Genomic DNA, 24980 nt, shown 5'->3' on the forward strand with positions numbered 1-24980 from the left:
ACGGCGGAGCGCGCCGCATCGTGACGACCGCAACACCGCTTCGTTCGTTGTACGTGCAGGTCCTGCTCGCCATGGCGCTCGGCGTGAGCGTCGGCCATTTCTGGCCGCACGCGGGCGCGCTGCTCAAGCCGCTCAGCGATGCCTTCGTCGGGCTCGTGCGGATGATGATCGCGCCGATCGTGTTCTGCACGATCGTGTCGGGCATCACGTCGCTGGCGAACGGCCGGGCGATCGGCCGCACGATCGTGCGCGCGCTCGCGCTGTTCTATCTGCTGACCGCGGCCGCGCTCGCCTTCGGGCTCGTCGCCGCGTTCGTGCTGCGCCCCGGAGCGGGCATGCACGTCGACGTGCATCACCTCGATCCGAACATCCTCGCGCCATACGCACGGCAGGCGCCGCCGCGCGGCCTGGTGGCGTTCGCGCTCGACGTGATCCCCGACACGATGCTGGGCGCGTTCCGCAACGGCGACGTGCTGCCAGTGCTGCTGCTGTCGCTGCTGTTCGGCTTCGCGCTGAATGCGCATCCGCAGGCCGGGCGGCCCGTGCTGGCGCTGATCGACGGCGTCGCGCAGGTCGTGTTCCGCGTGCTCGCGATGATCATGCGGCTCGCGCCGCTCGGCGCGTTCGGCGCGATGGCGTTCACGGTCGGGCGCTTCGGTATCGGCTCGGTCGGCTCGCTGGCGTGGCTGATCGTGTCGTTCTACGTCGCCTGCGTGCTGTTCGTCGCGCTGGTGCTCGCGCCGCTCGCGCGGCTGCACGGCTTTTCGCTGTGGCGGCTGTTGCGCTACATCCGCGAGGAGTTGCTGATCGTGCTCGCGACGTCGTCCACCGAGCCCGTGTTGCCGCGGCTGATCGTCAAGCTCGAGGCGCTCGGGTGCGACAAGGGCGTGGTCGGGCTCGTGCTGCCGGCCGGCTATTCGTTCAACCTGGACGGCACCGCGATCTATCTGACGCTCGCCGCGATGTTCATCGCGCAGGCGTGCGACGTGCCGCTGTCCGCGCCGCAGATCGCCGCGCTGCTGGCGGTGATGCTCGTCACGTCGAAGGGCGCGGCCGGCGTGTCGGGCAGCGGGCTCGTGGCGCTCGTCGCGACGCTCGTCGTGATGCCCGACCTGCCGGTCGCGGGCGTCGCGCTGCTGGTCGGCATCGACCGGTTCATGTCCGAGGCGCGCGCGTTGACGAGCGTGATCAGCAACGCGTGCGCGGTGATCTTCGTGGCGTCGTGGGAAGGCGCATGCGACCGTGCGCGTCTCGTGCGGGTGCTGAGCGGCGCCGGGACGGCCGGCGCGGACGAGGCCGAAGCCGGCGCGTAGTGCACGTAGTGCGGCGGGAAGGCGGGAAGGCGGGGAAGGCGGGGGAGAGCGGCGGAAGCGCGGCGTCGTGCCCGCGCCCGCCGCACGTGCTCAATGCGCGGACACCGAATCCAGCCCGGTCGACTTCACTTGCGGCTGCACGTCGGGCGACGCGAGATAGTCGAGCAGCGCCTTCGCTTCGGCCTGATGTTGCGCGCCGACCGGGATGCCGGCCGCGAAGCGCGTGACGGACTGCAGCGCTTCCGGAATCTTGCCGACGTAGGTCGCGCCCTTGACGGGCAGCAGCTCGCTGACCTGCTGGAAGCCGATTTCGTAGTCGCCGTTCGCGACCACCGAGGCGACCGGAATCCGCGGAATCATCTTCGCCTTCGATTTGACCTGGTCCTCGATGCCGAGCTTCTTGAACAGCTCGCGCTCGATGTAGACGCCGCTCGCGCTGTCCGAGTACGCGATCGATTTGGCATGCAGCAGCACCTGCTTGAGGCCGTCGGCCGTGCCGATGTCGGGGGTCGGCGCGCCGGCGCGCACCACCATGCCGATGCGCGAATCGGCCAGCTCGACGCGCGAGCCGGCGATCACCTTGCCTTGCCGGATCAGGTCGTCGAGCGCGTAGCCGACCATGATCACCGCGTCGGCCGGCTCGCCGCGCGCGAGCCGGTTCGGAATCGCCTCGGCCGACTTGCCCATCGACGGGCCGAGCGCGGTGTCGAGCGTGTTGCCGGTGTGCGCTTCGAACTGCGGGCCGAGCAGCTTGTAGGCGGCCGTGAAGCCGCCGGAGCTCATCACGTGCAGCTCGGCCGCCTGCACGGTCGTGGCGAGCGCGGCAGCGGCGACGAGCGCGCTCGCGCAGAGGGTGTGGAACAGTTTTTTCATGGTCGTGTCGGTCGTCGTGGTCGAGCGGTGTCGGGGCTGCGATGCGGCTGCGGATTTCAGTGCGTCAGTGCGCGGGCGTGAGCGTCGCCGGCTGGCGGCGATACAGCGCGAAGGTCGCGAGCAGCGCGCACACAGCGGCGAGGCTCATCCAGTAACCGGGCGCGGCCTTGTCGCCCGTCGTATGGATGAGCGCGGTCGAGATCGCCGGCGTGAAGCCGCCGAACACGGCGGTGGCGAGGCTGTAGGCGAGCGAGAAGCCCGCGACGCGCACTTCGACCGGCATCACTTCCGTCAGCGCGACGACCATCGCGCCGTTGTAGATCCCGTACATGAACGACAGCCACAGCAGCACGAGCAGCATGTTGATGAACGACGGCGCGTGAGCGAGCAGCGACAGCGCCGGATACGCGGTGGCGATCGCGAGCAGCGTCATGCCGACGAGCAGCGGGCGGCGGCCGATGCGGTCCGACAGCGCGCCGCCGATCGGCAGCCACACGAAGTTCGACACGCCGACGCACAGCGTCACGAGCAGGCTGTCGGCGGTGCTCAGGTGCAGCACCGTCTTGCCGAAGGTCGGCGCGTAGACGGTGATCAGGTAGAAGCTCGTGGTGGTCATCGCGACCAGCATCATCCCGGCGATCACGACGCCCCAGTTGCGCGCGAGCGTGGCGAACACTTCCTTCATGCCCGGGCGATGCCGGCGCGCGGTGAACTCCTGCGTTTCCTGGAGATTGCGACGCAGCATGAAGATGAACGGGACGATCATGCAGCCGACGAAGAACGGCACGCGCCAGCCCCACGCGGCGATGGCCGACGTGCTGAGCCAGTGATTCAGCGCGAAGCCGAGCGCGGCCGCGACGACGATCGCGACCTGCTGGCTGGCCGACTGCCAGCTCGTGTAGAAGCCCTTGCGGCCGGGCGTGGCCAGTTCGGCGAGATAGACCGACACGCCGCCCAGCTCGGCCCCGGCCGAGAAGCCCTGCAGCAGCCGCCCGGCCAGCACCAGCACCGGAGCCAGCATGCCGATCGTCGCGTAACCCGGTACGAACGCGATCAGGATCGTGCCGCTCGCCATGATCGCCAGCGTGACGATCAGGCCCTTGCGGCGGCCGACGTCGTCGATGTACGCGCCGAGCACGATCGCGCCGAGCGGACGCATCAGGAAGCCGGCGCCGAACACGGCGAAGGTCATCATCAGCGACGCGAATTCGCTCGCGGCCGGAAAGAACACCGCGGCGATCTGCGTCGCGTAGAAGCCGAACAGGAAGAAGTCGAATTGCTCGAGGAAGTTGCCGGCCGTCACGCGGAATACCGCGGCGGCCTTCGAGCGTCCGGTCGAAGGGCTGGACGAGGGATGCATCAGGGTGTCTCCAGGAAAGCGGGAAAGGCGCGGGGCGCGATCGATTGTTGTTTCGCCAATGTTCGCCCGGAGACGGCAAAACGAGAAGTGCGATTTTTGCAGCGATTGATGTTGTTTCGTTATCAATCGGCGCGCGGGCCGAGGACGAAACCAGGACGAAAAAAAGCCCCGCATTGTGCGGGGCAGGTCGGCTCAACTGCCGCCGAATCCGGATGACGCGTCAGTTTCAGTGATGGCCGCGGGTGCGCGGGTCGGTCAGATCCTCGGTCGGGTCGGTCAGCCCGAGCTCGTCGCTGGCGCTCCAGTACGGCGTGCTGCCGTAATACTCGTGCAGCGGCTCGGCCCATTGCGGGTCGGCCATCGCCGGCCAGTGATCCTTGTCGAAGCCCGGCGCGTTCTTGATCCGCTCGGACGACACCGACAGCAGGAAGCACTTGCGTTCGGTGTCGAGCGTGAGCGCGCTCCACGGGATCGCGAGCAGCTTGTCGCCGATGCCGAGCAGGCCGCCGCTCGACAGCACGGCGTACGCCACGCGGCCCGAGCGCACGTCGAGCATGATGTCCTTGATCTTGCCGACGTCGTCGCCGTCGGTCGTGTAGACCTTGTTGCCTTCCAGCGTGTCGGCGGCCATCACGTCGGGACCGGGGCCGGCTGCGGTCGCCGCGCCCTTGCCGATGATGCGGGCTTGTCCTTGGTCGGTAGTCTGCATGGTTGTCCTCCTGGCTGTGTAGGCGCGACCGTGCCCGGGATGGGCCCTGCGGGTCGCGCGGGTGGTCGGGCGGGGCGCGCGCGCCCCGTCACGTCTGCTTCGGTTGCGACACGCCTTCCAGCGTGTTGGCTACTTCGTCGCGCGCGGGGCTGGCCGTGCGCGTCGCGATGTCCGCGAGCGACAGCATGCCGACCAGCCGCTTGTCGTGGTCGACGACGGGCAGCCGGCGCAGCTGCGCGTCGGCCATGTAGTGCTGGATCTCGTCGAGCGAATCGTCGACGAAACACCATTCGATCGGGCCCGACGCGACTTCGTGCACGCGCGTTTCCGGCGGCTTGCCCGCCGAGATCGCACGCACGGCGAGATCGCGGTCGGTGACCATCCCGATCAGCCGGTTGTTGTCGCACACCGGCAGCGCGCCGATGTCGTAGCGCTCCATCAGTTGCGCGGCATGACGGATCGAGTCGGTCGGCGCGATGCGCACGACGTCCTGCGACATGATTTCGTTGACGCGATGCATTGAGGTCCTCCTCGCGAGTTGGGAGCCGGGTCATGCGCTGCCGCAAGCGGCGTGCCGCGGAGTGCGCGTCGCCCGGCCAGGGTCATTCGTCGCGGCGCTTGGCCGGGTCCTGCCAGGGGCCGTCGTCATGCGTGCCCGGGGGCGTGTCGGGGTCGATGCGCGTGACGCCGCCGGTCGCGGGCGGGTCGCTCGCCGGGAACGTGTCCTCGAGCTGCTCGTCGATGTGGCGCTCCGAGCGGCCCGTCTTGGTCTGATCCTGGTCCTTCAGCGGCGGCTGCGGGTCGGGATGCCGCTCCTGTTCCGGCGTATCGATGCCGGCTCGGGTCGAATCGCTCATGGCGTGGCTCCGTATCGTTGGCGTTGACGTGCCGATGGCGCAACCGGCGTGCCTGCAACGCGCGGCGGCACACGATTTGCCGTCTGCGTGGCAGAGGACCACGCGCGGCGCACGCACACACGCACACGCAGTCCACACGCAATCGAGCGGGAGGCACGATGACCATTCCAAAACGACGACCCGGAGTGCGCTACGAAGTGAACGTATGTGGCGGCGGCTTCGATTCGGTGAAGAGCCACTTCAGCGCATGGAAGCGGGAGCCGCTGATTTACCGGCCCGAGCGGCGGATGTTCGAGGGCAAGGCCGACGTGCGGCCGCTCGACGAGACCTTCGGCTCGACCGAACCGGCGCGGTTCGCGCTGCAGACCGCGTGCGAGCCGGCCGACGCGTATGCGCTCGCCGCGCGGGTGCGCGACGACGGCCGCGAGCTGTGGCTCGTGATGGCCGCGTACGAGAGCTAGCGCGATGCCGTTGAAAGAATTGCAGCGCGCGGTGTAGGGAAGACATGGAATGCGATCGCGCCGCGGCGCGCGGCGGCGGGCGGCCCGTCAGGACGCGCGTGTCGCGGCGGCATAGCGCTTGCGGGCCTTTGCGAGCCTTAGCGGGCCTGATGATCGCGCGCACGCGCGACAGCGGGCGCCGCCATGTGGAGATCGGCGCCGCTTGCGCCGACACGACGCGATGAACGACTGCCTATGAACCCGATCGTTATCCGAGAGCTGCATCGCCCCGAGCCGCCGATGCCGGACGTCGAGCCGGAGCCCGAGCCGCCCGCGCCGACCGAGGTGCCGCCCGGCGTGCCGGAACCGTACCAGGATCCCGAGGGCGACCCGCCCGGGCACCCGCCGCCCGAGCGTGAGCCGCCGACCCGCGAGCCGTCGATCCGGGCGCGAGGGGCGCGGCGGGCGGTGAAATCCACAACGTTGATGGAGGTCCCACGATGAATATCCGCGTGAAACCCGGCATGTTGCGCGACGTGGCCGAGACGCTCGGCCGTCATTTCGACGCACGCGAGATGCCGTTTCATGTCGAGGAGCGGCCGGCCGGCGCGCTGCATATCGGCTTTCGCGTCGACGGCCATCCGGCGTCGCTGACGGTCACGTTCGACGCCGACGCGTTCGCCGCGCTCGAACACGCCGGCGTCGAGCGGCAGCGCGGCGCGCTCACGCGCGTCGCCGCCGAATTCGACACGATGATGGCGCGCCGCGCGCCCACCGCGTATGCGGGCGATTTCCACTTCAACCGGCTCTGAGCCGGGCCGTTCAGGCCGGCGCGGTGCCGGCCACTTGTCACGGAGGATTCGATGAAACCGATCCAGACGATACGCGTGGGCGCCGTTGCGTTCGCCGCCGCGTGCGCGCTGGGCGCATGCATGCAACCGCGGCCGAACGACGCCGCACACGCTGCGCCGCCGGCGCCTCCGGGCGCGCACGGTCCGCAGCCGACCACGACGATGCCGGACGCGAACACGCGTTACGACACGCGGCCGTCGCCGCACAACACGCTGCCGGCCGGTGCTGCCGGTGGCGAGCCGGCCGACGTGCCGCCGCCCGGACCGAACGGCGCAGAGGGCGACGCGCCGCTGCCGGGCACGCCGCCGCCGATGCAGTACTGAGGCGAGCGGTTGGTGCTGCGGGGTGGGAGCGGGCGGGACGGGGGCGCACGTGACGCATGACGCGCGCACGGCTCACGGCGCACCGCGCACGGAGGGCGCGCCGGACCCGCGGGATGCGCGAGAAGCGCGAGAAGCGCAGGACGCGCTCGACACAAGAGGCGCAAGAGGCGCAAGAGGCGCAAGAGGCGCAAGAGGCGCAAGAGGCGCAAGAGGCGCAAGAGGCGCAAGAGGCGCAAGAGGCGCAAGAGGCGGAAGACGCGGAAGACGCGCGGCCGCCAACAACGTAGCCCCCAGCGCGCGCCCAGCGCGCCACGCCCTCCGTCGCCGTCCCCCAAACCCCCGCCGCGCGCCCCTCGCCCCCGCAACCCCCGTGCCCCGCCCACCCCCGAACTTCCCGCCGCTTGTAAAAAAGCGGTTTCGCGCGCCGCCAACACCAGGGTACGAACCCTTGAGAGCCGCGCCGGACGGCGCTTTGCCGTACTGGCACGGAAGCTGCATCGATTCCCGCATACGAATTCCGCACACCGTCAGGAGGACATCGATGTCAGTCACGCTTGCGCTCCAGATGCGACAGCACCTGGCACTCACGCCGAGGCTTCAGCAGTCGCTTCGTCTGCTGCAGTTGTCTTCGCTCGAATTCCAGCAGGAATTGCGGCAGGCGCTCGACTCGAATCCGTTTCTCGAAGATGGCCAGAGCGACGACGAGGCGCCGGCCGATACACCCGAACATACCGCCGAGGCGGCCCCGCAGGACACCGCGGCCGAACGCGACGACGTGCGCGCGCCGGACGGCGACGTGTCGTACACGGCGGCCCCGACGATGCGCGGCACCGGCCGTCAGGGCGAGGATGGCGGCGATCTGTCGCCGGGCGAATGGATGGCCGCCGAGCCGTCGCTGCATCGGCATCTGCACGACGCGCTCCGGCTTTATCCGCTGAACCGCCGCGATCGCGAGGCGGCGCGCATCGTGATCGACGCGCTCGACGAAGACGGCTACCTGCGGCAGGAACTCGGCGATCTGCTGGGCGCCGCCGATCCGGCGCTGCTGGTGTCCGAGCAGAATCTGGCGGTCGCGTTGCGGCTCGTGCAGATGCTCGATCGGCCCGGCATCGCCGCGCGCTCGCTGTCCGAGTGCCTGCTGCTGCAGCTCGACGCGATCCCGGCCGGCACGCCGGCGCTCGCCGAAGCGAAGGCGATCGCCCGCGACCACCTCGAACGGCTCGCGCGCCGGGAAACGGCGGAGATCCAGCGGCGCGTCGGCTGCAACCAGCAGACGCTGCAAGCCGCCTGCGCGCTCGTGCGCGGGCTCGATCCGCGCCCCGGCAATCACTACGGCAGCACGCGCGGCGACTACGTGGTGCCGGACGTGATCGTGCGTCAGGTGCGCGACGAATGGATCGTCACGATCAACCCGGCCGTGCTGCCGCGCGCGCGTCTGCACGAGCGTTACGCGACGTTGTTCGCGCAGTCGAGCGGCGAGCGCGATTCGCCGCTCGGCCAGCAGCTGCAGGAAGCGCGCTGGCTGATCCGCAACGTGCAGAAGCGCTTCGACACGATCCAGCGCGTCGGCGAATGCATCGTCGCGCGGCAGCGCGACTTCTTCCGCTACGGCGAGATCGCGATGAAGCCGCTCGTGCTGCGCGACATCGCCGAGGAGCTCGATCTGCACGAATCGACCGTGTCGCGCGCGACGGGCAACAAGTACATGGCCACGCCGCACGGCACCTTCGAGTTCAAGCATTTCTTCCCGCGCAAGCTCGAGGCAGCCGGCAAGGGCGTGTGCTCGGCATCGGCCGCGAAGGTGCTGATCCGCGACATGATCGCGGCCGAGCGCCACACCGATCCGCTGTCGGACGTCGCGCTCGCGCAGAACCTCGCGGGGCGCGGCATTCTTCTTGCGCGCCGTACCGTGACCAAGTATCGCCAGGCGATGAAGATCCCGCCGGCCGAGATGCGCCGGCGCGACGCCGCATGACGATACCGTTCGAACTGCGCGCGGCCCGCGAGCCGCGGCCACCGCGCGCGTCACCGAAAGGAGGCAAGCGATGCCAGCCAAATCCCAGGCACAGCAGCGCGCCGCGGGGGCCGCCCTGTCGGCCAAGCGCGGCGACACGAAAATGAAGGACCTGAAGCCGCCGTCGAAGTCGATGGCCAAATCGATGAGCGAGAAGGAACTCGAAAAAATGGCCTCGACGCCGACTCACGGCAAACCCAAGCACAAGCACGATTCTTGACCGCGGCGAGCGCGCCGCCGGTCACCGTCAACCAGGAGGAATTCATGCTTCGATACGCTGTCATCTTCTTCGTCATCGCGATCATCGCCGCCGTGTTCGGCTTCGGCGGCATTGCGGCCGGGGCGGCCGAGATCGCGAAGATCCTGTTCTACATCTTCGTCGTGATCTTCCTGGTCACGCTGCTGCTGGGCGTCGTGCGTAGATGACGGACGCGCCCGACCGTTCGCAGCGCATCGCCGAACTCGAACATGCGCTCGCGAACGGGTTTCCGTCGCAGTCGACCCTCGTCGTCCACGCGGACGACGCTTCGGGCCGGCTGACGATCCAGGTGTCGTGGGTGCGCGTGCCGGCCGACGAGCGCGCACGCCAGTGGCGCTGCGTGGTCGACCTCGGCTTCGCGCCGGACGTGCTCGCGCGTTATGCGTCGCTCGGCACGGCCGACCGCCTGCGCGTGCGCACGCACGTGTGCGACCTCGCACGCCGCGCGGTGGACGAGGAGAAGCCGCGCGTCGAGGATGCCGAGATCGAATGCCGCGTCGCGGTGGACGTGACGCGCGCCGAACTCGACGACGCATTGCGCGCGCCCTGACGCCGCACCCGCGGCCCGCCGCGCCATGGCGCGCGGCCGCGCCGGCTCGCGCCGCCCCGGCGCGGGCCGTTTTCCGTAGCGGCGACACGCCGTCACGTGCACGTCGTCGCTCCTGACCGAATCGATACGAGGATGCCTGCATGACGAACTCCGCTCCATCCGGCAGCCAGCCTTCCGCCGCACCGCAATCCGACAGCGCGAAGGCGCGTCAGCTCGACGAGCACCGTCAACACCCTGACGGCGAGGCGTTGCGCACCAACCAGGGCGTGCGCATCGCCGACAACCAGAACACGTTGCGCGCCGGCGCGCGCGGCCCGTCGCTGCTCGAAGACTTCATCATGCGCGAGAAGATCACGCACTTCGATCACGAGCGGATCCCCGAGCGTGTCGTGCATGCGCGCGGGTCGGCCGCGCACGGCGTGTTTCGCGTCTACGAGTCGATGGCCGACTACACTAAGGCCGCTTTCCTGCAGGACCCGGCGGCCGAAACGCCGGTGTACGTGCGCTTCTCGACCGTGCAGGGCCCGCGCGGCTCGGCCGACACCGTGCGCGACGTGCGCGGCTTCGCGGTGAAGTTCTATACCGAGGAAGGCAACTACGATCTGGTCGGCAACAACATGCCGGTGTTCTTCATCCAGGACGCGATCAAGTTTCCGGACTTCGTGCACGCGGTGAAGCCCGAGGCGCCGAACGAGATGCCGACCGGCGCATCCGCGCACGACACGTTCTGGGATTTCGTGTCGCTCGTGCCCGAGACCACGCACACGGTGCTGTGGCTGATGTCCGACCGCGCGCTACCGGCGAGCTATCGCGCGATGGACGGCTTCGGCGTGCACACGTTCCGGTTCGTCAACGCGGCCGGCGCCGAGCACTTCGTGAAGTTCCACTGGCGGCCGGTGAGCGGCGCGTATTCGCTGTTGTGGGACGAGGCACAGCGTATCGCCGGCCACGACCCGGACTTCAACCGCCGCGATCTGTGGATGGCGATCGAGCGCGGCGACTATCCGGAGTTCGAACTGGGCGTGCAGCTGATCGACCCGGCCGACGCGCGCAAATTCGACTTCGACCTGCTCGACCCGACCAAGCTGGTGCCCGAGGAACTCGTGCCGGTGAAGCCGATCGGGCGCATGACGCTGAACCGCAACCCGGACAACTTCTTCGCCGAAACCGAACAGGTCGCGTTTCATCCCGGTCATGTGGTGCCGGGCATCGACTTCACGAACGATCCGCTGCTGCAAGGGCGGCTGTTCTCCTACACCGACACGCAGCTGAGCCGGCTCGGCGGCCCGAATTTTCACGAGCTACCGATCAACCGGCCGCTGTGCCCGTTCGCGAACAATCAGCGCGACGCGATGCACCGGCAGACCATCGCGGTCGGTCAGGCGTCGTACGAGCCGAATTCGCTGAACGGCGGCTGGCCGCGCGAGACGCCGCCGGCGCCTGCCGGCGGCGGCTTCGAGACGGTGCCCGAGCTGCTCGAAGGCACCAAGGTGCGCGTGCGCAGCGAATCGTTCGCCGACCATTTCTCGCAGGCTGCGTTGTTCTACCAGAGCATGACCGACATCGAGCAGCGGCACATCCGCGATGCGTATTGTTTCGAGCTCGGCAAGGTCACGAAGCCGGAGATTCGCGCGCGCGTGGTGAACGACATCATCGCGCGATTCGACGCGGGGCTCGCCGCGGAAGTGGCCGAGCGGCTCGGCTTGCCCGCGCCGCAGACGGCGACGACGCCGGCCGTCGCGCGCCTTGCGCCGTCGTTGAGCCTCGTCGGCCGCGCGAAGCCGACGATCCGCTCGCGCAAGATCGCGCTGGTCGCGACGCCGGGCGTGAGTCAGGCGCTGGTCGACCAGGTGCGCAGCACGCTGGCGGCGGCGGGCGCGGTGCCGACCGTCGTCGCGCCGACGCTCGCGCCGATCGGCGGCATCGTGCCGCAGGCGACGCTCGCCGGGATGCCGTCGGTGATGTTCGACGCGGTGTTCGTCTGCGGCGGCGACGGCCGCGAACTCGCGCACAACGCCGAGGCGTGTCACTTCGTGCGCGAGGCGTTCAAGCACCTGAAGCCGATCGCGGCGGTCGGCTCGGGCCGTCAGCTGTTGAGCGCCGCGCATTTGCCGGACCCGGCCGAAGGCGTGTGCGTCGCCCACGTGGCCGATCTCGACGCGGTGCTGGGCGCGTTTTCCGGCGAGCTCGGCCGGCACCGCGTCTGGGCGCGCGAGCAGCAGGCGGCCGAGCTGCCGGCGTAGCGCCGCACCGCGCGCCCGGCTCGCGCAGACGGGCGCGCCTGCGGCAAGGAGGAACAGGGATGCCACCGCGGATGATATGGAAAGGCGCGATCAGCTTCGGGCTGGTGCACGTGCCCGTGCAACTGTTCCCGGCGACGCGCACCGTCAAGCCGTCGTTCCGGATGCTCGACAGGCGCTCGATGGACCCGGTCGGCTACCGGCAGATCAACAAGCGCACCGGCAAGGAGGTCACGCGCGACGACATCGTGCGCGGCTACGAGTACGAGAAGGAGCGCTACGTCGTGCTGACCGACGACGAGATCCGCTCGGCGAATCCGGAATCGACGCAGACCGTCGACATCCTGACCTTCGTCGACGAGGACGCCGTGTCGTTCCTGTATCTCGACACGCCGTACTACCTCGTGCCTGACCGCAAGGGCGAAAAGGTCTACGCGCTGCTGCGCGATGCGCTGAAGGACAGCGGCAAGATCGGCATCGCGCTGGTCGTGATGCGCGATCGCCAGCATCTCGGCGCGCTGATTCCGGTCGGCCCGCTGCTCGCGCTCGATACGCTGCGCTGGCAGGACGAGCTGCGCCCGCTCGACGAGCTGTCGGTGCCGGCCGACGACGCCAAGCGCGCCGGCGTGACCGCACGCGAGTTCGAGATGGCGAAGAAGCTGATCGACGACATGTCGGGCAAGTGGACGCCCGACGAGTATCACGACACGTTTCGCGACGACATCCTCGAGATGGTCGAGCGCAAGGTGCGCGCGGGCAAGATCGAGGAGATCGAGGAGCGTCCGGCCGAGACCGGACGCACGGCGACCAACGTCGTCGATCTGACCGAGCTGCTCAAGCGCAGCTTGCGCGGCGGCGATGGCGGCGGCGGCCGTGCCGCGCGCGCGCGCGATGCGGAGGACGACGGCGAAGCGGATGGGGCGGGCGCCGCGCCGCGCGGCGGCGCCCGGCGCAAGCCCGCCGCGAAATCGGCGTCGAAGGGCGCGGCCGCGAAGTCAGCCGCGAAGCCCGCGGCGAAGCGGCCGGCCGCGAAGCGCGCGTCGGCGGCCGAGCATGCGACGAAGAAGACCGCCGCGCGTCGCAAGCACGCGGCCTGACGGTGCGCGATCCAGTTCACGCGAGGTGACGCGATGGCAGGCAAGCTCGATCCGTATCGCCGCAAACGCCATTTCGACGCGACGCCCGAACCGGATGGCGCGGGTGCGCGGCGGCGCGCGAAGCCGCAGCCGCAGCCCGATGGGCGTGCGGCCCCACGCCGGCCGTTGCGTTTCGTGATCCAGGAGCACCATGCGCGGCGGCTGCACTACGACTTCCGGCTCGAACTCGACGGCACGCTGAAATCCTGGGCGGTGCCGAAGGGACCGAGCTTCGATCCGGCGGTGAAGCGTCTGGCCGTGCACGTCGAGGATCATCCGGTCGAATACGCGTCGTTCGAAGGGCAGATTCCGGCCGGCCACTACGGCGCCGGCTCGGTCGTCGTGTGGGACGAAGGCACGTGGACGCCCGACGGCGGCGTCGCAGGCGCGCGCAGCGGCTATCGTGCGGGCAAGCTGACGTTCCGGCTCGATGGCGAGAAGCTGCACGGCGGCTGGGCGCTGGTGCGCAGCGGACGGCAGGAGGGACGCCAGGAGCAGTGGCTGCTGATCAAGGAGCGCGACGAAGCGGCGCGCAGCGCCGATGAATTCGACGTGGTCGGCGAGCGGTCGGGCAGCGTGCACGACGGTGAGGGCGGGGCATCGTCGGCGGCAGGCGGCGCGGGCGCGGACTCGCACGATGCGACGGCGCGCACGGGTGGCGGCGGCCCTAGCAAGCGCGCCACGCAGACCGGCAAGCGCGCCGCGCGAAGCGGCGAGCGCGCGGCACGAGCCGCCAAGCGCGCCGATGACCGCGATCGCGCGACCGCTCGCGCACACGTTCGCGATGGCGACCGCGCCGCGGCCAGCGACGGTGCTGCCGCACGCGACCCCGGCGCCGCCAGTATCCGAGCTAGCACCGGCGACGCCGACCGCACCCCTCGCCGTACTCGTACTCCCGGCCGCGCATCCGCCGGCGACCGCGACCCCTCCACCGTCGAAGGCGCCGTGCGCGCGCCGCTGCCCGAGCGCATCGCGCCGCAACTGGCGACGCTGGTCGACGCGCCGCCCGCCGACGCCGACTGGCGCTACGAGCTGAAATTCGACGGCTACCGGATCCTCGCGCGCATCGCGGGCAAGGGCGCGCGTCGCCACGTGAAGCTGATGACGCGCGAAGGCCGCGACTGGACCGCGAAGCTGCGCGCGCAGCGCGAGGCGCTCGCGGCGCTGCCCGTCGACGACGCCTGGCTCGACGGCGAGGCCGTCGTGCTCGGCGCGAACGGCCTGCCCGACTTCCAGGCGTTGCAGAACGCGTTCGGCGCCGGGCAGTCGGACGACGTCACGCTGTTCGTCTTCGACCTGCCGTATCTCGACGGTTACGACCTGCGCGATGCACCGCTGGCCGCGCGCCGCGCGCTGCTCGAGCCGCTCGTCGCCGACAGCGACCCGACCCGGCTGCGCTTTTCCCCCGATCTCGGCGACGACGTCGCATCGCTGATCGCGAGCGCCTGCGACACCGGCCTCGAAGGGTTGATCGGCAAGCGGGCGGAATCGCGCTATCGCGGCGGACGGTCGGCGGCCTGGATCAAGCTCAAATGTCGGCGCCGGCAGGAATTCGTGATCGGCGGCTACACCGAGCCGTCGGGCAGCCGCCACGGCTTCGGCGCGCTGCTGCTCGGCGTGCACGACGCGCCGCCGGCCGGCAAGCGCTCGCGCGCGGCCGCGCCGCTGCGCTACGTCGGCCGCGTCGGCACCGGCTTCGACGCGCGCGCGCTCGACCGGCTCGCGGCGCTGCTGCGCCGGCACGAGCGCGACACGACGCCGTTCGAGCCGGCGCCGCGCGAACGCACGCGCACGCGCGTGCACTGGGTCGAGCCGACGCTCGTCGCCGAATGCGAATTCGCGGAATGGACCGGCGACGGCATCGTGCGGCAGGCCGCGTTCATCGCGTTGCGCGACGACAAGCCGGCGACGCAGATCGTCCGCGAAATGCCGAAGCATATGGAAACGGAGGGAGCGATGGAGCGACAGCAGAGCACGCCCGACGCGGGCCATGAACGCAAGCGCGCGTCGCGCGCCGCCGACGATACGGGCAAGCGCAAGCCAAACGCGCGCGCGAGCGCGTCCGCGCGCAACGCCCGTGAGGATGGCGACAGCGACGCGGAGCTGTCCGCTCGCGTGCGCATTACGCACCCCGAGCGCGTGCTCGACCCGGCGAGCGGCACGCGCAAGATCGACCTCGCACGCTACTGGCAATGGGTGGCGCCGTGGCTGCTGCCCGACCTGAAAGGGCGGCCCGTGTCGCTCGTGCGCGCACCGGGCGACATCACCGGCGAGCTGTTCTTCCAGAAGCACGCCGAGCGCCGCGAGATTCCGTTCGTCACGCAGCACCCCGGGCTCGATCCCGGGCATGGGGCGCTGCTGTCGCTCGACAGCGTCGATGCGCTGCTCGGCGCGGCCCAGATGGGCACGATCGAATTGCATACGTGGAACGCGCACGCATCGAACATCGAGCGGCCCGATCGCATCGTGTTCGACCTCGATCCCGATCCGGCGCTGCCGTGGAGCGCGATGATCGAGGCCGCGCAGCTGGTGCGAGGGCTGCTCGACGAGCTCGGCCTGCGCTCGTTCTGCAAGACGAGCGGCGGCAAGGGGCTGCACGTCGTCGTGCCGATCACGCGGCACATGGGCTGGGACGACGTGAAGGCGTTCTCGCGCGCGCTCGCGCAGCACGTGGCGGGCGCGTTGCCCGAGCGCTTCACCGCGACGATGGGGCCGCGGCACCGGCGCGGCAAGATCTTCATCGACTACCTGCGCAACGGCCGCGGCGCGAGCACGATCGCCGCCTACTCGGTGCGCGCACGGCCGGGGCTGGGCGTATCGGTGCCGCTGCACTGGGACGAGGTGCCCGACACGACGGGCGGCGCGCAGTGGACCATCGACACGCTGCACGAGCGCCTCGAGCGCTTGAAGCGCGACCCGTGGGAAGGCTACGACGACACGCGCCAGCGCATCACCGCGCAGATGCGCGCGCGGCTCGACGGGGCGTGACGCGTTCAGCGGCGACGCTGCTGCAGCCGGTAATACCAGTCCATCAGCGGCGTCGCGGAGATGCCGTGCGCGATCACCGACGCGGACACGACCGCCAGCACCGGCGCCGCGAGCGGACGCACGGCGCTCGACGGTCCGTGCTCGAGCGCGAACAGCAGATAGTAGAAGGAGCCGATTCCGCGGATGCCGAACCATGCCATCAGCCGCCGCTGCGCCGGCGTCGCGCGTGAGCCGGCGAGCGTGAGCGACACCGCGAGCGGGCGCACGGCGAAAAACAGCAGCGCCGCGAGCGCCGCCGCGCCCCACGTGACGAGCGGCGCCGTCAGCGTGCCGAGCACGCTGCCGATCATCGTCATCACGACCGCTTCGGCGATCCGTTCGAGTTCGATCGTGAAATCGAGCACCGATTCCGTCATGAACGCATGCACCTTCTCCGGATGCTTCTCGGTCGCGACCACGTCTTCGGAGTCGATCCGGCCGATCACTTCGCGCGGCCGCCGGCCGCCGCTCGCGCGGTACTCGACGCGGCGCATCGCGATGCCCGCCGCGAAGGTCGCGATGAAGCCGAAGGTCTGGGCGAGCTGCGCGGCGCCGAACGACAGCACAATCAGCGCCAGCGCGAAGAAGCCCTCGAAGCCGAGCGCCTGCGCATAGCGCGTGCGCAGCCAGCCGATCACGCGCGTCGCGCTGGCGCCGAGCACGCCGCCGATCGCCGCCGCGCCCGCCGTGCCCCACAGCGCGGCCAGCAGGAACGTTCCCGACAGCGCCGGCTGCCCGTGCGGCATGTCGGCCGCGCCGCACAGCGCGAGCCCCGCGAGCGCGAACGGCAGCGCGATCCCGTCGTTCATCCCGCCTTCGCCGGACAGCGCGAAGCGCACGAGATCGCGGTCGCCCGGATCGTGCACCTGCACGTCGTGCGCGAGCACGGGGTCGGTCGGCGCGAGGATCGCCGCGAGCAGCAGCGCGGGGCCCCAGCCGAGCCCGAGCGCGAGCATCGCGCAGCCGGCCAGCAGCGGCACCGTGACGATCATCGCGAGCAGGCCGAGCCGGCACGGCACCAGCCACAGCTTGTCGGACAGCGGCACGCGCAGCCGCAAGCCGATCGCGAACAGCGACACCAGCAGCGCGATCTCGACGATTTCGCGCAGCAGCGCCGCGTCGCGTTCGATGTCGAGATGGAGCAGCCCCGCGCCGGCCGGGCCGAGCGCGATGCCGAGCGCGAGATAGATCATCGCGCTGCTGCAAGGCAGATGGCGCAGCGCCGAGGTCGCGACGCCCATGCCCATCAACACCGCACCGACGATCAGATACCAGAGGGTTTCATGCATGCGAAAACGGGCAGTTGGAGAGGGGAAAAAGGCGTGCGGTCACGGCTTGCGGCCGAACGCCTCGCGCAGTTTCCGCTTCGCGCGCTCGAGCGTCGCGCGACGGGTTTTCGGCAGGTTGCGGCCCGCGCGGTTCACATAGAAGTTCAGCATCGACATCGCCGACTGGAACGGCGTCGCCTTGCGGCGGCGGCTGTGCTCGGCCGAGCGCTTCAGCGACGCGGCGATCTCCGCCGGATCGTCGGACTGGAAGATGTGCGGCTCGAGGTCGAGGGCGTCACTTTTTTGCATCACGTCGGCAGACCAGCGGTTGCGGTGCTGGGGACCGTTGCTGCGCGCGCGGCCGGGGCGGCGCGACGCGCGTTTGCCGTGCGGCGGTGAAGCGGAAGTGGAAGGCATGGCGGCGACTCCGTAAGGGATCGGATGAACGGACGCGGGGCCGCAAGTGGCGTGCCGGCCGACGACGACGGCACGGGCCTTGCTGATTCGTCTGCGCATGAACGTTCCACGACAGCGGTTCCATTGAGGGAGAACGCACCATGAAGTCAGCATCCGAATCGAAATCTGCCGCGCGCCGTCTGGTCGCGTGCGCAGCCGTCGCGCTCGTCGCCCCCGCGCCCGCCGCGTGGGCGCAGAACTCGCAGCGCGCGGACCACGGCACCGGCGCGCCGATCCTGTCGCCGCCCGATACGTCGGCGCAGGACGGCGGCAGCGGCATGTCGAACGGCAACACGGCCGCGCCGCCGCCTGCGACGCGGATGAACGACGCACGCGGCAAACGTTCGCACGCGCGGCCGCATGTACGCACCAAGCCGGGCGGCCCGAGCGCAGCCGGTAATGGTGGCAGCGGCGGCAGCAGCGCGGGGATGGGCGGCGTCGGCGCGGGCCAGGGCGGCACCGGTGCCGGCGCGGGCGCCGGCCGCTCGTCGGGCGCGACCGGCTCGGGCGGCGGCGGTGCGGGCGGCACGGGCAGCGCGGGCTCCAGCGGGTATTGACGCGCTCATTTGACGATCACGGTGTCGCGTCGGCGCAGCCGGCGCGGCGCGATGGCGGGGGCCGGCCGCGCAGCCGGCGCGCCGCCGCCACGCAGGAGGACATCATGCACTCGAATCATTGGAACTCGTTCGACCCCAACGACCTCGACGCGGACGACATCGATACCGACGATCTCGACACGACGGTGCGTCTCGACGTCGAAACCGGCAGGATCATGTTCCATGCGGCCTGGGCGTCGGCGCCCAACGCGTCGCCGATTGCCGCGCGGCACTCGGTCATGCTCGCGCTCGACTGCGACACGATGGAGCGCTACGCGAACCTCGACGAAGCTGCGCGCTTGCGCGTTCACGCGATGCTGCACGACAGCGTGCAGGCGACCCTCGAGACGTTGCCCGACACCGGCGACGAGATGACGCTGACGGTCGAGCTCACCGATGCGATGCTCGACGTGGCGCGCCATTTGCAGTAACCCGGTAACGCGATACTCGCGACGCGTGCGACACCTGGCCGACGTCGCATGTCGATGCGTCGCCGGCCGGCCGCAGCGCGCGTTACACCGCGTTGCAATGTTTGCAGAGCACGCGGAGCGGCACCGCGACCAAAGTCGCTTGGGCGAGCGACCGGCATGGCGATTGCTGCGCAAGCTGCACGGCACGATGGGTGCCGCAACGCGGTAACACGACAGGGAGCGATCCATGAGCAACAAGCTGGACCAATGCAAGGTGGCGATCCTCGCCGTCGACGGCTTCGAGGAAGCCGAACTGGTCGAACCGCTGCGCGCGCTGAAGGCCGAAGGCGCGCAGGTCGACGTGATCTCGCAGCAAGCCGGCGAGATCCAGGGCTTCCGGCACGTCGACAAGGGCGAGCGCGTGAAGGTCGATCGCACGTTCGACGACGTGCGCGAAGGCGATTACGACGCGGTGGTGCTGCCGGGCGGCGTCGTGAACGGCGACGCGATCCGCATGCTGCCGGCCGCGCGCGAATTCGTGACCGCAGCCGTCGGCGGCGGCAAGCCGATCGCGGCGATCTGCCACGGCGGCTGGCTGCTGGTGTCGTCCGGGCTCGTCAACGGCCGCACGATGACGAGCTGGCCGAGCCTGCAGGACGACATCCGCAACGCGGGCGGCAAGTGGGTCGATCAGGAAGTCGTGCGCGACGGCAATCTGATCACGAGCCGCAAGCCGGACGACCTGCCCGCGTTCAACGGCGCGCTGGTGCAGTGCCTCGCCGCGCGGGGAGCCTGAGCGATGGCTTCCTCCGAGTGCCGCGTGACGCTGACCGATGCGCCGCCTGAATTCGACGGCGCGGCGCTGCAGTTGCGCTTCGTGATCGACGTCGACGGCAAGCCGCAGACTGCCGCGATCAGCGTGGAAGCGCTGGAAGATCATTTCGGGGCACGCTCCGCGCTGGAAGCCGACTTGCGCGACGCGTTCGAGCGTGGCCGTGCGCGGATCCAGGCGGCTTGCGCCGAGCTGCTGGCGAACGGCGAAGGCGTCGTCGAGCTGCATAGCGGCTACTTCCGTGTGCGCGAGACGGTCGTGGGCGAGGCCGCGCGCGCCGGCCTCGAGCGCGCGCGTCGGTCGTGAGCCACGCGCTGCACCGCGCGGCGACGGCCGGCGTGGCGGCGTGGCGGCGAAACCGTCGGCCGTTGTCCCGCGGCATTACATGGCGTTGAAAACTTTGCACCGGGCCGCGCCTCGCCCGTAGCGACAGACCACGCTGCACGCGCGCTGTGCGCCGATCTCGCGCTTCATCGCGGTTGGCACGATCCCTGCGTGTCCCTGTAGCTGCGGCGCGCGCCTGCACGCCCGCGCCGACGCTACGAGGCGCGCGCCGCACCGTATGAAGCCGTCCACGGGGAAATCAAACATGCTGACCGCACACGAATTCGCTGCACTGTTCCTGGTGCATCGCGCACCGGAACAGATCCAGCTCGACCGCGACGACGTCGTCGCGTTGATGGAACGGGAACTGGTCGAAATGCGGCCGGACGGGTCGGGCGCACACCGTCCTGCCTTGACCGCCGGCGGCTTGACGATGGTCCGGAGCGTGCAGCGGCACGACGACCGGCGGGTCGACGGCTTCGAGCTGTAACCCGCGCGCCGCGCGCCGCCGGCCCGCGCCTCAACGCGCGATCGCCACGGAATCGTTGACCTTCACGACCGGCGGTTCGCCGTCGAACGGCGGCGCATACAGGAAGCGGTCGATCACGCCCGGCTCGAATACCAGGCAGCAGGTCGAGCCGCCGAACTGGAAATACCCGATCTCATCGCCCTTGTCGACGCGCTGCCCCGGCACCACCTCGATCACGCACGACGACACGTCGCCCATCCCGATGAACACCGCCGCGACGGTGCCGATGCCCGGATCGTCGCTGTCGATCGCGACGATCGCGCGGGCGGCCACGGCCGTCATATAGCCCTGCGAGTCGTTGAGCCCGGCCGGATCGGGGCCTTCCGCTTCGGCGACGGAGTAATACGCGCCTTCCACACGGTACGCGTGCGTGACGGTGCCGCGCACCGGCGCGTGCCAGCGGTGATAGTTGTACGCGGCCAGATAGGCCTGATAGATCTCGCCGCCGACGAAGCGCTCGGCGAGCGGCTGCCACGTCGGCGTGAAGATGTCGCGCAACGAATACGGTTGCCCCTTGATCCAGAACGTGTCGCGAATCTTCACGTTCGACGCGATGTGGTACGGCGTGGATTCGCAGGGGCTGACGATCACGTGTGAATCGCCGGGCGCCGCGACCGGCCGCATGCCGGCCCGAAAACGCCGCGTAAAGAAGTCGTTCCACGAATCGAAGCCCCAGTGCGGCTGATCTTCGCGGTACTCGAACTGCGACAGACCGAGGCGCTTGTGCGCGGCCTCGCAGAACCAGCCGTTCGGCGCGGACGTGTCGAGATGCGCGCGCGAATGCGGACCGCCGAGAAAGTCGCACCACACGTTCAGCACCTGCTTCAACTGCGCGTTGACCGCCGCGTCGCGAAACACCGCATGGCCCGACGGCATGCACATCGGCCAGTCGAGGAATGCGTTCACCGGACACACGATCAGGCTCGTTTCGCTGAACGGCGGCGCGTACGTCATCAGATGGTCGAGCACCGTCATCAGCTCGCCGATCGACGCGTAGCCGAGCCGGCGGCCCGCGGCGCGCGCCTCGTCGATCGCGCGCGTGAGGCCCATGCGCAGCACCGCGTTATCGTCGAACAATTGCGCGAGCGCCTGCACGGCCGGCGTACGCAGCCGTTCGCCGGCCTGCGCGCGCGCGTCGCTCGCGAGCTTTTCGCGGTACGCCGCCATCTGCGCTTCGTCTCCGGCCATCCAGGCGCCGAGCCGGCGTCGCGTCGAGGGTGGCGTGCTGCGGTCTGTCGGCATGGTTACCTCCGTAACGAGTTGCGATAAGGCGCTCATAGCAAGCCGCTTGCCCGGCCATCGGCACCGGAATTGCTGCTCCAGAGGGCAGCGTTTCCTTCACCGACCCAAGGAGGGCACCCATGACTGCAGCTTCCGACATGCAACGGACCGAGGATCGAACCGCGAGCGGCGAGCAGTTTCCCGGCGGGCAACGCACGGTCGCACCGACCCGCACGCGAGCGCGGCTGCGTGCGGCGACGTCGCGCGACGCGGCGCAGCGCAAGGAGCGCCCGGACGGCCAAGGGCCAGTCGCCACGAGCGGCGGTCACGATACTGGCGAGCCGCTGTGGGAGGACGATCGCCCCGCGATGCCGCCGGAGGAATGGTCGTAACGGGCGCGGACCTGGCCAGCGGGCATTTTCGAGTGACGCAGCGATGATTCGGCAATAACCCGCCTGTCGCGGCCGAAAATTTCACTGAAGTTTTTGCGCCGCGCACCGATATATCAGGTCGGAGACAAAATTCCTGCCATGACGGGACTGGCCCCATATTCGAACAGCCGGGACTGAGAGCCGGTTGCGTGTAGTGCTGCGCTTCTTGCCGTCTTATTGCCCTTCGATGAAGTTCGTCCTGTTATCTCGTGCTCCCGCTGCGGTCCGGCGTTGGTGGCAACGTCACGTCGTCGACGGCGCCCGTCTTCCCGTCACGCTCGGGCTCGCCTTCGTGGGGCTCGCGATGTTCGCGTCGGGTCTCGGCTACATCACGATCAGCCACAACCGGCTGAATGCGCAGCGCGTGCATGCGCTGCACGCGCGCAACGATATCGACGCGCTGCAGGCGCTCTATCTGCGCGCCAACGCCGATTTTCTGCAGGGCTTCGGCAGCACGCGCGCGGCGTCGTTCGCGTGGCCGGTCGAGCGCGTCGGTGCGGTCGTGGCCGGCTTCCGGCGTCTCGAGCAGAGCTATGGCGGCGACCGCGGCGGCATCGAGACCATCCACGCGCTGCGTCAGGAAACCGCGCGATGGGCGTGGCTGCTCGCCGAAATCACGGTCAACGCGCAGGTCGCAGGCGGTCGCGCGTCGGTCGACAGTGCCGGCTTGCTGGAGGCGAACCGCCTGCTCGCGCAGATCATCGGCCAGCTCACGGCGCTGCGCGAAGGGCAAACCCGGATCCTGCGCGCGATGTCCGACCGCGCGAGCCGCAACGAGGCGATCGAGGGCAGCGTGCTGGCGCTGTCGTCGCTGCTCACCTGTGCGCTGCTCAGCTACGCGTTCGTCGCGCGCTACCGCGCGCGGCTCGAACGGCAGCGCGGGCGTCTGGTCGCCGCCGAGAACGAGCGGCGCTTTCGCCAGTATTTCGAGCACCATCCGCTGCCGATGCTGATTTTCGACGTCGAGACGCTGGCCATCATGGCCGTGAACGTCGCCGCGGCAGCCCAGTACGGCTATCCGGCGGGCGAGCTGTGCCGGCGCGACATGGCGTCGCTGTACGCGCAGGCCGACATGCCGGCGTTCCTGCGCGATCTGCAGCATCTGCGCACGTCCGGCACGGGCAGCGGCTCGGCCGGCATTTGCCGGCACCGGCGCAGCGATGGCCGCGCGATGTACGTCGATCTGTCGTATCACTTTCTGACGTACACGAAGCGCGACGCCTGCTTCATCACCGCGATCGACGTGACCGAGCGCAAGAACGCCGAGCTGGCGCTGCGGCTGCGCAGCCGCGCGCTCGACGCGATCGGCAACGGCGTGCTGATCACGCGCATCGAAGCGGGCGAGGAGATCGTCGAATATGCGAATCCCGCGTTCGAGACCATCACCGGCTACACCAGCGCGCAAGTCGTCGGCCGCGACCATGCCGGCCTCGCGCGTGCCGGGCAGCAGGGGCTGCTGTTCGAGCAGATGGCCCAGGCGCTGGCCGCCGGCAGCGCGGGCGCACGGCTGCTGCGCAGCCGGCGGGCCGACGGCTCGGCGTTCTGGGGGCAGCTGTACGTCGCGCCGGTGCGCGACGATCTGACGTATCACATCTGCGTGATCAGCGACCTGACCGAGCTGATCGATTCGCGCGATCAGCTGGTGAGGCAGGCGCGGCGCGATGCGCTGACCGGTTTGCCGAACCGCGCGACGCTGCGCGAGCTGATCGAGCAGGCGGTGGCGGAGCAGCGCGCGTTCGCGCTGCTGTTCATGGACGTGGACCGGCTCAAGGACATCAACGACAGCCTCGGCCACGGCGCGGGCGACCGCCTGCTGCGCGAGATCGCGCAACGGCTGTCCGGTTGCGTCGGCGACGACGGCACGGTGACGCGCTACGGCGGCGACGAGTTCGTCGCGATGCTCGGGCGCCCGGACGACGGCGACCGGCTGCCCGCGCTGCTGCGGCGCATCGCCCGTGCGTTGGAGCGTCCGGTGCAGATCGGCGACGCCCAGTCGCGCGTGCAGTTGAGCATCGGTGTCGCGTGCTACCCGGCAGACGGGCTCGATGCGGAGACGCTTCTGAAGCACGCCGATCTGGCGATGTACCAGGCGAAGGCGCGCGGCCGCAACACCGTCGAGCTGTTCCAGCCGTCGTTCGCGGAAGCGGCGGAGCGGCGTATCGCGCTGTCGCACCGGTTGCGCGCCGCGTTGGAGCACGATGGCTTCGAGCTTGCGTACCAGCCGCAGATCGACGTGCGCACGAGCCGCGTGAGCGGCGTCGAGGCGCTGTTGCGCTGGCACGACCCCGAGATGGGCGCCGTGAGCCCGGCCACCTTCATCCCGCTTGCCGAAGATATCGGGCTGATCGGGCAACTGGGCGAGTGGGTGCTGCGCAGCGCATGCGGACAGGCGAAGCGCTGGGCGGACACGTTGCCGGCGTTGCGCGTGTCGGTGAACGTGTCGCCGCGACAGCTGGCGAGCGGCGACTTCTGCAGCGTGGTGCGGCGCGTGCTCGAGGCGTCCGGGCTGCCGGCTCATCAGCTCGAGCTCGAGATCACCGAAGGCGCGCTGGTCGCGCCCGGTGCGCTGCCCGCGCTGCGCGCGCTGAACGAAATCGGCGTGCTGATCGCGATCGACGATTTCGGTACCGGGTATTCGAGCCTGTCGTACCTGCGCACCTTCCACGCCGACCGGTTGAAGATCGACATGTCGTTCGTGCGAGGTATCGGCACCAACTGCGCCGACGAGGCGATCATCCGCGCGATCCTCGCGCTCGCTCGCAGCCTGCATTTCGAAGTGGTGGCCGAAGGCGTCGAACGTTCGGACCAGTTGTCGTTCCTGGTCGCCGAGGGCTGCCCGATCGTGCAGGGCTATCACTTTTGTCGCGCGGTGCCGGCTGCCGAGATTCCGACGTACGTGCGGAGCTTCTCGATGCTGTCGACGGCGTAAGAGTGGGGCCGCGCGGTGCGCGCATACCGCG

28 protein-coding genes are annotated in these 24980 nt (G+C 69.9%); 20 read left to right on the top strand and 8 right to left on the bottom strand.

Annotation, left to right across the window (positions count from 1 at the left end; all coding sequences use genetic code 11):
- Positions 1-20: 20 nt before the first annotated feature.
- Positions 21-1313 (top strand): C4-dicarboxylate transporter DctA, encoded by a 1293-nt coding sequence (gene dctA, locus MYA_RS25260; protein WP_014725685.1) that lies wholly within the window; start codon positions 21-23, stop codon positions 1311-1313.
- 90 nt (positions 1314-1403) lie between these two features.
- Here dctA and MYA_RS25265 read toward each other — a convergent pair whose 3' ends face one another.
- The 5 genes from MYA_RS25265 to MYA_RS25285 all read right to left on the bottom strand — a co-directional run bounded on the left by MYA_RS25265 (position 1404) and on the right by MYA_RS25285 (position 5112).
- Positions 1404-2186, bottom strand: coding sequence for a substrate-binding domain-containing protein (locus MYA_RS25265; protein WP_014725686.1), 783 nt, complete (start codon positions 2184-2186; stop codon positions 1404-1406).
- Positions 2187-2250: 64 nt separating this feature from the next.
- On the bottom strand, positions 2251-3546 hold the full coding sequence (locus MYA_RS25270) for an MFS transporter (protein WP_014725687.1): 1296 nt from the start codon (positions 3544-3546) through the stop codon (positions 2251-2253).
- Positions 3547-3772: 226 nt separating this feature from the next.
- Positions 3773-4255, bottom strand: a complete 483-nt coding sequence (locus MYA_RS25275; RefSeq protein ID WP_011879870.1) for a PRC-barrel domain-containing protein — start codon at positions 4253-4255, stop codon at positions 3773-3775.
- 88 nt (positions 4256-4343) lie between these two features.
- Complete coding sequence (locus MYA_RS25280; protein WP_011879871.1) at positions 4344-4775, bottom strand: CBS domain-containing protein; 432 nt, start codon at positions 4773-4775, stop codon at positions 4344-4346.
- Positions 4776-4857: 82 nt separating this feature from the next.
- A complete protein-coding gene (locus tag MYA_RS25285; RefSeq protein WP_014725689.1) occupies positions 4858-5112 on the bottom strand; it encodes a hypothetical protein in 255 nt (84 codons plus the stop codon).
- Between the two features lie 158 nt (positions 5113-5270).
- On the opposite strand from MYA_RS25285, the gene MYA_RS25290 reads away from it, so the two are divergent.
- The 12 genes from MYA_RS25290 to ligD all read left to right on the top strand — a co-directional run bounded on the left by MYA_RS25290 (position 5271) and on the right by ligD (position 15914).
- On the top strand, positions 5271-5573 hold the full coding sequence (locus MYA_RS25290; RefSeq protein ID WP_011879873.1) for a hypothetical protein: 303 nt from the start codon (positions 5271-5273) through the stop codon (positions 5571-5573).
- Between the two features lie 234 nt (positions 5574-5807).
- A complete protein-coding gene (locus MYA_RS30420; protein WP_060081420.1) occupies positions 5808-6056 on the top strand; it encodes a hypothetical protein in 249 nt (82 codons plus the stop codon).
- Positions 6053-6364 (top strand): hypothetical protein, encoded by a 312-nt coding sequence (locus MYA_RS25295; RefSeq protein ID WP_011879874.1) that lies wholly within the window; start codon positions 6053-6055, stop codon positions 6362-6364. The genes MYA_RS30420 and MYA_RS25295 overlap by 4 nt, the downstream gene beginning before the upstream one ends.
- Positions 6365-6415: 51 nt before the next feature.
- On the top strand, positions 6416-6727 hold the full coding sequence (locus MYA_RS25300; protein ID WP_011879875.1) for a hypothetical protein: 312 nt from the start codon (positions 6416-6418) through the stop codon (positions 6725-6727).
- Positions 6728-6840: 113 nt separating this feature from the next.
- Positions 6841-7014, top strand: coding sequence for a hypothetical protein (locus MYA_RS31785; RefSeq protein ID WP_014725690.1), 174 nt, complete (start codon positions 6841-6843; stop codon positions 7012-7014).
- A 254-nt stretch (positions 7015-7268) separates the two neighbouring features.
- On the top strand, positions 7269-8702 hold the full coding sequence (locus MYA_RS25305) for an RNA polymerase factor sigma-54 (protein WP_014725691.1): 1434 nt from the start codon (positions 7269-7271) through the stop codon (positions 8700-8702).
- Positions 8703-8772: 70 nt separating this feature from the next.
- A complete protein-coding gene (locus MYA_RS25310) occupies positions 8773-8961 on the top strand; it encodes a DUF3008 family protein (protein ID WP_011879877.1) in 189 nt (62 codons plus the stop codon).
- 44 nt (positions 8962-9005) lie between these two features.
- Positions 9006-9167 carry a DUF1328 domain-containing protein gene (locus MYA_RS25315; RefSeq protein WP_034192901.1) on the top strand — a complete coding sequence of 54 codons (162 nt, stop codon included), beginning with the start codon at positions 9006-9008 and terminating at the stop codon, positions 9165-9167.
- Positions 9164-9550 carry a DUF3022 domain-containing protein gene (locus MYA_RS25320; protein WP_014725695.1) on the top strand — a complete coding sequence of 129 codons (387 nt, stop codon included), beginning with the start codon at positions 9164-9166 and terminating at the stop codon, positions 9548-9550. Before MYA_RS25315 ends, MYA_RS25320 begins: the two co-directional genes overlap by 4 nt.
- Positions 9551-9690: 140 nt before the next feature.
- Positions 9691-11793: a catalase HPII gene (gene katE / locus MYA_RS25325; protein WP_014725696.1), complete on the top strand. Its 2103-nt coding sequence runs from the start codon at positions 9691-9693 to the stop codon at positions 11791-11793.
- Positions 11794-11852: 59 nt separating this feature from the next.
- Positions 11853-12887, top strand: a complete 1035-nt coding sequence (gene ku / locus MYA_RS25330; protein WP_041494354.1) for a non-homologous end joining protein Ku — start codon at positions 11853-11855, stop codon at positions 12885-12887.
- 33 nt (positions 12888-12920) lie between these two features.
- The gene (gene ligD / locus MYA_RS25335; RefSeq protein ID WP_014725698.1) at positions 12921-15914 is read left to right on the top strand and encodes a DNA ligase D; all 2994 of its coding nucleotides are present in this window, start codon (positions 12921-12923) and stop codon (positions 15912-15914) included.
- A gap of 5 nt (positions 15915-15919) precedes the next feature.
- On the opposite strand, the gene MYA_RS25340 is transcribed toward ligD, so the two are convergent.
- Both MYA_RS25340 and MYA_RS25345 read right to left on the bottom strand, forming a co-directional pair.
- On the bottom strand, positions 15920-17242 hold the full coding sequence (locus MYA_RS25340; RefSeq protein ID WP_014725699.1) for a cation:proton antiporter: 1323 nt from the start codon (positions 17240-17242) through the stop codon (positions 15920-15922).
- Positions 17243-17281: 39 nt separating this feature from the next.
- Complete coding sequence (locus tag MYA_RS25345) at positions 17282-17638, bottom strand: DUF3175 domain-containing protein (RefSeq protein WP_014725700.1); 357 nt, start codon at positions 17636-17638, stop codon at positions 17282-17284.
- Between the two features lie 140 nt (positions 17639-17778).
- Between MYA_RS25345 and MYA_RS25350 the strand changes: the two genes are divergently transcribed.
- From MYA_RS25350 to MYA_RS25375, 5 genes are all read left to right on the top strand, one after another.
- Positions 17779-18234 carry a hypothetical protein gene (locus MYA_RS25350; RefSeq protein WP_014725701.1) on the top strand — a complete coding sequence of 152 codons (456 nt, stop codon included), beginning with the start codon at positions 17779-17781 and terminating at the stop codon, positions 18232-18234.
- 104 nt (positions 18235-18338) lie between these two features.
- Positions 18339-18704, top strand: a complete 366-nt coding sequence (locus MYA_RS25355) for a DUF3022 domain-containing protein (protein WP_014725702.1) — start codon at positions 18339-18341, stop codon at positions 18702-18704.
- A gap of 226 nt (positions 18705-18930) precedes the next feature.
- Positions 18931-19479, top strand: coding sequence for a type 1 glutamine amidotransferase domain-containing protein (locus MYA_RS25360; protein ID WP_014725703.1), 549 nt, complete (start codon positions 18931-18933; stop codon positions 19477-19479).
- 3 nt (positions 19480-19482) lie between these two features.
- Positions 19483-19821: a DUF1488 domain-containing protein gene (locus tag MYA_RS25365; RefSeq protein ID WP_041494355.1), complete on the top strand. Its 339-nt coding sequence runs from the start codon at positions 19483-19485 to the stop codon at positions 19819-19821.
- 283 nt (positions 19822-20104) lie between these two features.
- On the top strand, positions 20105-20329 hold the full coding sequence (locus MYA_RS25375) for a hypothetical protein (protein ID WP_014725705.1): 225 nt from the start codon (positions 20105-20107) through the stop codon (positions 20327-20329).
- Between the two features lie 30 nt (positions 20330-20359).
- Here MYA_RS25375 and MYA_RS25380 read toward each other — a convergent pair whose 3' ends face one another.
- Positions 20360-21610, bottom strand: a complete 1251-nt coding sequence (locus MYA_RS25380; RefSeq protein ID WP_041494357.1) for a phosphatidylserine decarboxylase family protein — start codon at positions 21608-21610, stop codon at positions 20360-20362.
- Positions 21611-21729: 119 nt separating this feature from the next.
- On the opposite strand from MYA_RS25380, the gene MYA_RS25385 reads away from it, so the two are divergent.
- A complete protein-coding gene (locus tag MYA_RS25385) occupies positions 21730-21981 on the top strand; it encodes a hypothetical protein (protein ID WP_014725707.1) in 252 nt (83 codons plus the stop codon).
- A 226-nt stretch (positions 21982-22207) separates the two neighbouring features.
- Positions 22208-24949, top strand: coding sequence for a putative bifunctional diguanylate cyclase/phosphodiesterase (locus tag MYA_RS25390; RefSeq protein ID WP_050991250.1), 2742 nt, complete (start codon positions 22208-22210; stop codon positions 24947-24949).
- Positions 24950-24980 lie beyond the last annotated feature (31 nt).

It is taken from the genome of Burkholderia sp. KJ006 (assembly GCF_000262695.1).
GTDB lineage: Bacteria > Pseudomonadota > Gammaproteobacteria > Burkholderiales > Burkholderiaceae > Burkholderia > Burkholderia vietnamiensis.

Excerpts from the sequence above, each read along its gene's own strand:
- MYA_RS25265 (WP_014725686.1), bottom strand. The coding sequence starts at position 2,186 with ATGAAAAAACTGTTCCACACCCTCTGCGCGAGCGCGCTCGTCGCCGCT.
- MYA_RS25270 (WP_014725687.1), bottom strand. The coding sequence starts at position 3,546 with ATGCATCCCTCGTCCAGCCCTTCGACCGGACGCTCGAAGGCCGCCGCG.
- MYA_RS25275 (WP_011879870.1), bottom strand. The coding sequence starts at position 4,255 with ATGCAGACTACCGACCAAGGACAAGCCCGCATCATCGGCAAGGGCGCG.
- MYA_RS25280 (WP_011879871.1), bottom strand. The coding sequence starts at position 4,775 with ATGCATCGCGTCAACGAAATCATGTCGCAGGACGTCGTGCGCATCGCG.
- MYA_RS25285 (WP_014725689.1), bottom strand. The coding sequence starts at position 5,112 with ATGAGCGATTCGACCCGAGCCGGCATCGATACGCCGGAACAGGAGCGG.
- MYA_RS25290 (WP_011879873.1), top strand. The coding sequence starts at position 5,271 with ATGACCATTCCAAAACGACGACCCGGAGTGCGCTACGAAGTGAACGTA.
- MYA_RS30420 (WP_060081420.1), top strand. The coding sequence starts at position 5,808 with ATGAACCCGATCGTTATCCGAGAGCTGCATCGCCCCGAGCCGCCGATG.
- MYA_RS25295 (WP_011879874.1), top strand. The coding sequence starts at position 6,053 with ATGAATATCCGCGTGAAACCCGGCATGTTGCGCGACGTGGCCGAGACG.
- MYA_RS25300 (WP_011879875.1), top strand. The coding sequence starts at position 6,416 with ATGAAACCGATCCAGACGATACGCGTGGGCGCCGTTGCGTTCGCCGCC.
- MYA_RS31785 (WP_014725690.1), top strand. The coding sequence starts at position 6,841 with ATGCGCGAGAAGCGCGAGAAGCGCAGGACGCGCTCGACACAAGAGGCG.
- MYA_RS25305 (WP_014725691.1), top strand. The coding sequence starts at position 7,269 with ATGTCAGTCACGCTTGCGCTCCAGATGCGACAGCACCTGGCACTCACG.
- MYA_RS25310 (WP_011879877.1), top strand. The coding sequence starts at position 8,773 with ATGCCAGCCAAATCCCAGGCACAGCAGCGCGCCGCGGGGGCCGCCCTG.
- MYA_RS25315 (WP_034192901.1), top strand. The coding sequence starts at position 9,006 with ATGCTTCGATACGCTGTCATCTTCTTCGTCATCGCGATCATCGCCGCC.
- MYA_RS25320 (WP_014725695.1), top strand. The coding sequence starts at position 9,164 with ATGACGGACGCGCCCGACCGTTCGCAGCGCATCGCCGAACTCGAACAT.
- katE (WP_014725696.1), top strand. The coding sequence starts at position 9,691 with ATGACGAACTCCGCTCCATCCGGCAGCCAGCCTTCCGCCGCACCGCAA.
- ku (WP_041494354.1), top strand. The coding sequence starts at position 11,853 with ATGCCACCGCGGATGATATGGAAAGGCGCGATCAGCTTCGGGCTGGTG.
- ligD (WP_014725698.1), top strand. The coding sequence starts at position 12,921 with ATGGCAGGCAAGCTCGATCCGTATCGCCGCAAACGCCATTTCGACGCG.
- MYA_RS25340 (WP_014725699.1), bottom strand. The coding sequence starts at position 17,242 with ATGCATGAAACCCTCTGGTATCTGATCGTCGGTGCGGTGTTGATGGGC.
- MYA_RS25345 (WP_014725700.1), bottom strand. The coding sequence starts at position 17,638 with ATGCCTTCCACTTCCGCTTCACCGCCGCACGGCAAACGCGCGTCGCGC.
- MYA_RS25350 (WP_014725701.1), top strand. The coding sequence starts at position 17,779 with ATGAAGTCAGCATCCGAATCGAAATCTGCCGCGCGCCGTCTGGTCGCG.
- MYA_RS25355 (WP_014725702.1), top strand. The coding sequence starts at position 18,339 with ATGCACTCGAATCATTGGAACTCGTTCGACCCCAACGACCTCGACGCG.
- MYA_RS25360 (WP_014725703.1), top strand. The coding sequence starts at position 18,931 with ATGAGCAACAAGCTGGACCAATGCAAGGTGGCGATCCTCGCCGTCGAC.
- MYA_RS25365 (WP_041494355.1), top strand. The coding sequence starts at position 19,483 with ATGGCTTCCTCCGAGTGCCGCGTGACGCTGACCGATGCGCCGCCTGAA.
- MYA_RS25375 (WP_014725705.1), top strand. The coding sequence starts at position 20,105 with ATGCTGACCGCACACGAATTCGCTGCACTGTTCCTGGTGCATCGCGCA.
- MYA_RS25380 (WP_041494357.1), bottom strand. The coding sequence starts at position 21,610 with ATGCCGACAGACCGCAGCACGCCACCCTCGACGCGACGCCGGCTCGGC.
- MYA_RS25385 (WP_014725707.1), top strand. The coding sequence starts at position 21,730 with ATGACTGCAGCTTCCGACATGCAACGGACCGAGGATCGAACCGCGAGC.
- MYA_RS25390 (WP_050991250.1), top strand. The coding sequence starts at position 22,208 with ATGAAGTTCGTCCTGTTATCTCGTGCTCCCGCTGCGGTCCGGCGTTGG.